Raw genomic sequence first — 5,163 nt, 5'->3', positions numbered from 1 at the left:
CCCACCGGCAGTGGAGGCCCGGCCCCGTACCGGCACGGTCCCGCGCGCCTCCCCCCGCGCCGTGCCGACCGGCCCGTACGTCCCCGGGGGCGGTCCGCGCCCGTGCGCGTACGCCTCGGGGCGCCCCCGTCCGTGTCGGCGGGAGGCGCCCCAAGAGGGTCCTGGCCGGGCTCAGCCCGGGATGAGGCCCTCGTCGCCGCTGAGCAGGTCCCGTACCTCGGCGAGGCTCGCGTCGGGGGACGGGAGGATCAGCTCGGAGGGCTCCAGGGCGTCGTCGGGCAGCGGGCTGCCGAGCGAACGCACCTTGTCCAGCAGGGCGTGCAGGGTCTTGCGGAAACCGGGGCCGTCGCCGTTCTCCATCTCGGCGAGCAGCTCCTCGTCGAGCGTGTTCAGCTCGGCGAGGTGGTTCTCGGCCAGTGCGAACTGGCCCTCCCCCATGATCCGGACGATCATGACCTCTCCTCGGGCGGCTCGTGGGGGACGCCCGCCTGGCGGTCCCCCGGCACTGCGGGGACGCGGCGGGCCCGGGTGTGGCGCCGGGCGCGCCGCCGTCCGGGCCCCCGGCGGGGACCCGGACGAGGGGCTCACTGCTTGTCGAAGCGCGGGTCCCGCTGCGGGGCCTGCTGCCCCTGCTGCTCGGCCGAGCCGGAGCCGGACTCGATCGCCTGCTGCCCGGAACCGCCCCCGGCCAGTTCGGCCTTCATCCGCTGGAGCTCCAGTTCGACGTCGCTGCCGCCGGAGAGCCGGTCCAGCTCGGCCTGGAGGTCATCCTTGGCGAGCCCCGAGGGGTCGTCCAGCGCGCCCGAGGCGAGCAGTTCGTCGAGGGCGCCCGCGCGGGCCTGGAGCTGCGCGGTCTTGTCCTCGGCGCGCTGGATCGCGAGGCCGACGTCGCCCATCTCCTCGGAGATGCCGGAGAACGCCTCGCCGATACGGGTCTGCGCCTGGGCCGCGGTGTAGGTGGCCTTGATGGTCTCCTTCTTGGTGCGGAAGGCGTCCACCTTGGCCTGGAGGCGCTGCGCCGCGAGGGTCAGCTTCTCCTCCTCGCCCTGGAGCGTCTCGTGCTGCGTCTCCAGGTCGCCGACCTGCTGCTGGAGCGCGGCCCGGCGCGAGAGCGCCTCGCGGGCAAGGTCCTCGCGGCCCAGCGAGAGCGCCTTGCGGCCCTGCTCCTCCAGTTTGGCGGAGTCCTTGCGGAGCCCGTTGAGCTGGAGTTCCAGGCGCTTGCGCGAGGTCGCGACGTCCGCGACGCCCCTGCGCACCTTCTGGAGCAGTTCCAGCTGCTTCGTGTACGAATAGTCGAGGGTCTCGCCGGGGTCCTCCGCCTTGTCGAGGGCCTTGTTAGCCTTCGCGCGGAAGATCATCCCCATACGCTTCATCACACCGCTCATGGGCTTCGCGCGCCCCCTTCTGACGGCTTTCGGCTCTCCTGCACTTCCAACAAGACCCACAGTACGGGGCCTGGGTCTATTACCGCACTGTCCGAGCGGCTTTCCGCTCCTCCCCAAGAACGACTAGTGCCCCGTGACACTCCGGCGTGAGGAGTAGCCGCCCGGCCCTCCCCGGCTCTCCCGCCCGGTGCCCCGCCGCCCCCGCCGCCCGCTCACGGTGGCCGAAATTCCCCGGTAAATCCCCGCTGTGCCCGCTTATGCGGACGCCCGGCGTTGCGGGATCGTTCCCCGTCCGGCCCCCGCCCATGCGCGGGGACCCCTTACCCTTGGGTTTTGTGTTCCGTAGCCGTACGAAGGATGAGAAGGCACCCGCCTCCGCGCCGGTGACCGACTCCAAGCTGCCCAGAGACCCGCAGGCGCCCAAGGGCCGCCCCACGCCGAAGCGGAGCGAGGCCCAGGGCCCGCGCCGCAGCGTGACCAATACGCCGCTGTCGCGCAAGGACGCCGCCAAGCGGCAGCGCGAGACGCGGCGGGTCGCGCTCCAGAAGCAGCGGCAGGCCATGGAGAGCGGGGACGAGCGGTACCTGCCGGCCCGTGACAAGGGCCGGGTGCGCAAGCTCGCCCGCGACTACGTGGACTCGCGCCGCGTCGTCGCCGAGTGGTTCCTGCCCGCCGCGGTCGTGATCCTCGTCTTCAGCATGGTGCGGGTGGGGGCGCTCCAGAGCATCGCGCTGCTGTGCTGGCTGGTGCTGATCGTCCTGATCGTCGTGGACTCGCTGCGCCTGGCCTTCGGCCTGCGCAAGGAGCTGAACACCCGCTTCCCGGACGACCGCCACAAGGGCGCGGTCGCCTACGCGCTCATGCGCACCCTCCAGATGCGGCGGCTGCGGCTGCCCAAGCCCCAGGTGAAGCGCGGGGAGAGGCCCTGAGTACAGCCCCTTCCGGATACTCCGAACACTTCGGCGACCTCGGCCCCCACGACGGACGCGAGGGCTTCCCGGGGCGCGGGCCGGTGGATCTCCCCGGATCGGGGCGTACGGATCTCGCGGGGCGGGGCACGGCGGACGGCGGGACACGGGCGGCGGGTGGTGACACTCCGCCGCCCCTCCCGCAGGTGGGCGGTGTCCCGGGGCAGCGCGGCGCGGCGCGCGAGCCCTCGCCCACCGAGCTGTGGCTGCGCACGCTCGGCGGGGTGGCGGGCGCGGTGCGCCAGGTCCTCGTGGCGCGCCAGCTCGACGAACGCCTCGCCGCGGCCTTCCCCGCCGGGCGCCGGCTGCGGGTCCTGGACGTCGGGACGGGGTCGGGCACCCAGGCGCTGCGGCTCGCGCGCGCCGGGCACGAGGTCACGGGGATGGAGTCCGACCCCGGGCAGCTGACGGCGGTCCGTGCCGTCCTCGCCGCCGAGGCGCCGCAGGTGCGGGAGCGGGTGCGGCTCCTGGAGGCCGAGAGCACCAGGACCGGAGCGCACTTCACCCCGGGCAGTTTCGACGTCGTCCTGTGCCACGGGGTGCTCATGCACGTGGAGGAGCCCGACGCGGTCCTCGCGGGCCTCGCCCGGGTCCTCGCGGCGGGCGGGCTGCTCTCGCTGCTCGTACGGAACGCGGACGCCCTCGCGCTGCGGCCCGGCCTGGAGGGCGACTGGGACACGGCGCTCGCCGCCTTCGACTCGCCCCTCACCCACGACAGCGCCGGCCGTACGGTACGGGCCGACCGGCTCGGCCGCCTGACCCAGACCCTCGCCGGGATCGGCGCCCCGCTCGCCGCCTGGTACGGCGTCCGCGTCTTCACCGACGGCCGCCCGGCGCAGGCGGCCCCGCCCCGCGCCGAGGAGTTCGACCGCATCCTCGCCATCGAGGACCGGGCGGGCCGCACCGACCCCTACCGCCGCGTCGCCGCGCTGCTGCATCTGTGCGGGGTACGGGGCTGAGCGACCGCGCGCCGCCCGTACGAAACCCCCCGCGTCCGCATAATCCGGGCCATGAACTCCCTTTCCGCCCGGCGCCGGGTCCTCCTCGCCGCCCTCTGCGCCACCGCCCTGCTCACCGGCTGCTCGGCCCAGGCCGAGACCCCCCGCGAGAAGACAGCGGGCGCCCAGCGGGCGGGGCTGCCCCGCGCGTCGAACGAGCTCCAGAGCGACTACGAGAAGGTCATCAAGGACGTCCTGCCCTCGGTCGTGCAGATCACCGCGGGGGACTCGCTCGGCTCGGGCATCGTCTGGGACGACAAGGGACACGTCGTCACGAACGCGCACGTCGTGGGCGAGGAGAAGTCGTTCACCGTCACGACGGCGACCGGCGAGCAGGAACTTCGCGCCGCGCTCGTGAGCAGCTTCCCGCAGCAGGACCTCGCCGTGATCAAGCTGGACAACCCGCCGAAGGGCCTCAAGGCGGCGGCCTTCGGCGACTCGGGGAAGGCGGCGGTGGGGCAGATCGTCCTCGCGATGGGCTCCCCGCTCGGCCTCTCCTCCTCCGTGACCCAGGGCATCGTCTCGGCGACGGGCCGCACGGTGACGGAGGGCCGCTCGGGCGGCGGCACGGGCGCGACGATCGCGAACATGGTGCAGACCTCGGCGGCGATCAACCCCGGCAACAGCGGTGGCGCGCTCGTGGACCTCGACGGGAAGGTCATCGGCATCCCGACGCTCGCGGCGACGGACCCCGGTCTGGGCGGCGGCGACAGCGCGGCGGCGGGCATCGGCTTCGCGATCCCGGCGGCGACGGTCCGCTCCATCGCGGGCCAGATCGTGAAGGACGGCAAGGTCACGAACGCGGGCCGCGCGGCGCTCGGCATCACGGGCCGCACCGTCCTCGGCCGCGGCCTCGAACCGGCGGGCGTCGCGGTCGTGAGCGTCCGCGAGGGCGGGCCCGCCGACGAGGCGGGCCTGCGCGCGGGCGACATCCTCACCCGCCTCGGCGACCAGGACCTCACCACGATCGACTCGCTGACCGCCCTGCTGGCCGCCGAACGCCCCGGCGAGCGCGTGGAGTTGACGTACACCCGGAACGGGGACGAGAAGACGGCGCGGGTGACACTGGGCGAGATGTAGCGGAGCGGCCCGGGCGGCGGTACGGGGCGCGGGCGCGTGCCCGACCCCGTACCGCCCCCTGGATGCTCAGCGCCCGGGTCTCAGCCGCTCGGCTCACGGGTGCTCAGCCGAGGCCGCCGACGCCGAGGCCCTGGCCCGGTCCGGCCGGTCGCGGGGCGCTGTCCGCGTCCGGGGGCCGGGGGGCGTCACCGGGGACCGCCGTCTCCTCGTCCGCCGTCAGGGCGGGCTCGGAGACGTCCGTCGCGGCGGCCTCGCTCAGGCTCAGGGGGCCGTAGACGGTCTTGTCCTCCTCCAGGAGGTGGACCCGGTCTGTGCCGCCGGCGAGCAGCGCGCGCCACTGCTCCCCCAGCCACGACTCGGCGTCCCCCTGCGTCGTGAACTCCTCGGGCTGTACGGCGGGCGGGGTCTCCGCTCCGTCGCCGTTCTCGAACCGCCACGTCCATGCCGCCATAGAAAGCCTCCATGATCCGGGTCCTCCCCGAAGCGTAGCCGGACGGGCGTCCCCCGGAGGGACAGGCGAAAATCAGCACCGTGGATGTGACTCTGCTCGGCACCGGCGCCCCCGCCGGACTGCCCAGGACCGACTGCCCCTGCGCCCGCTGCGCCCGCGCCCTCGGCGCCGGGGCGCGCGCGGCGACCGCGCTCCTCGTCGACGGGACGCTGCTCTTCGACCTGACCCCGGGCGCGGCCTTCGCCGCCGCCCGCGCGGGCCACGCGCTGAGCGGGGTGCGG

At 74.6% G+C, this 5,163-nt stretch carries 6 protein-coding genes and 1 pseudogene; 4 read left to right on the top strand and 3 right to left on the bottom strand.

The window, feature by feature from the left end; translation table 11 throughout:
• Window positions 1-171: 171 nt before the first annotated feature.
• Both pspAA and SSBG_RS22615 read right to left on the bottom strand, forming a co-directional pair.
• Window positions 172-453, bottom strand: a complete 282-nt coding sequence (gene pspAA, locus SSBG_RS22620) for a PspA-associated protein PspAA (protein ID WP_008748393.1) — start codon at window positions 451-453, stop codon at window positions 172-174.
• 131 nt (window positions 454-584) lie between these two features.
• Entirely contained in the window at window positions 585-1,385 is an 801-nt protein-coding gene (locus SSBG_RS22615) for a PspA/IM30 family protein (protein ID WP_008748392.1), read from the bottom strand.
• Window positions 1,386-1,690: 305 nt separating this feature from the next.
• Here SSBG_RS22615 and SSBG_RS22610 point away from each other — a divergent pair, with 305 nt between their 5' ends.
• The 3 genes from SSBG_RS22610 (at window position 1,691) to SSBG_RS22600 (ending at window position 4,431) form a co-directional block, all read left to right on the top strand.
• On the top strand, window positions 1,691-2,314 hold the full coding sequence (locus SSBG_RS22610) for a DUF3043 domain-containing protein (RefSeq protein WP_199781398.1): 624 nt from the start codon (window positions 1,691-1,693) through the stop codon (window positions 2,312-2,314).
• 185 nt (window positions 2,315-2,499) lie between these two features.
• Window positions 2,500-3,312, top strand: a complete 813-nt coding sequence (locus tag SSBG_RS22605; protein WP_037870432.1) for a methyltransferase domain-containing protein — start codon at window positions 2,500-2,502, stop codon at window positions 3,310-3,312.
• Window positions 3,313-3,363: 51 nt separating this feature from the next.
• Window positions 3,364-4,431 (top strand): S1C family serine protease, encoded by a 1,068-nt coding sequence (locus SSBG_RS22600; protein WP_008748389.1) that lies wholly within the window; start codon window positions 3,364-3,366, stop codon window positions 4,429-4,431.
• Window positions 4,432-4,534: 103 nt separating this feature from the next.
• On the opposite strand, the gene SSBG_RS22595 is transcribed toward SSBG_RS22600, so the two are convergent.
• Window positions 4,535-4,882, bottom strand: a complete 348-nt coding sequence (locus tag SSBG_RS22595) for a hypothetical protein (RefSeq protein ID WP_008748388.1) — start codon at window positions 4,880-4,882, stop codon at window positions 4,535-4,537.
• Between the two features lie 80 nt (window positions 4,883-4,962).
• Between SSBG_RS22595 and SSBG_RS22590 the strand changes: the two are divergent.
• Window positions 4,963-5,163, top strand: a pseudogene (locus SSBG_RS22590) (adenosylcobinamide kinase/adenosylcobinamide phosphate guanyltransferase); the annotation flags it as partial.

Source organism: Streptomyces sp. SPB074 (assembly GCF_000154905.1).
GTDB lineage: Bacteria > Actinomycetota > Actinomycetes > Streptomycetales > Streptomycetaceae > Streptomyces.
This window is presented reverse-complemented; position numbering and strand designations above follow the sequence as displayed.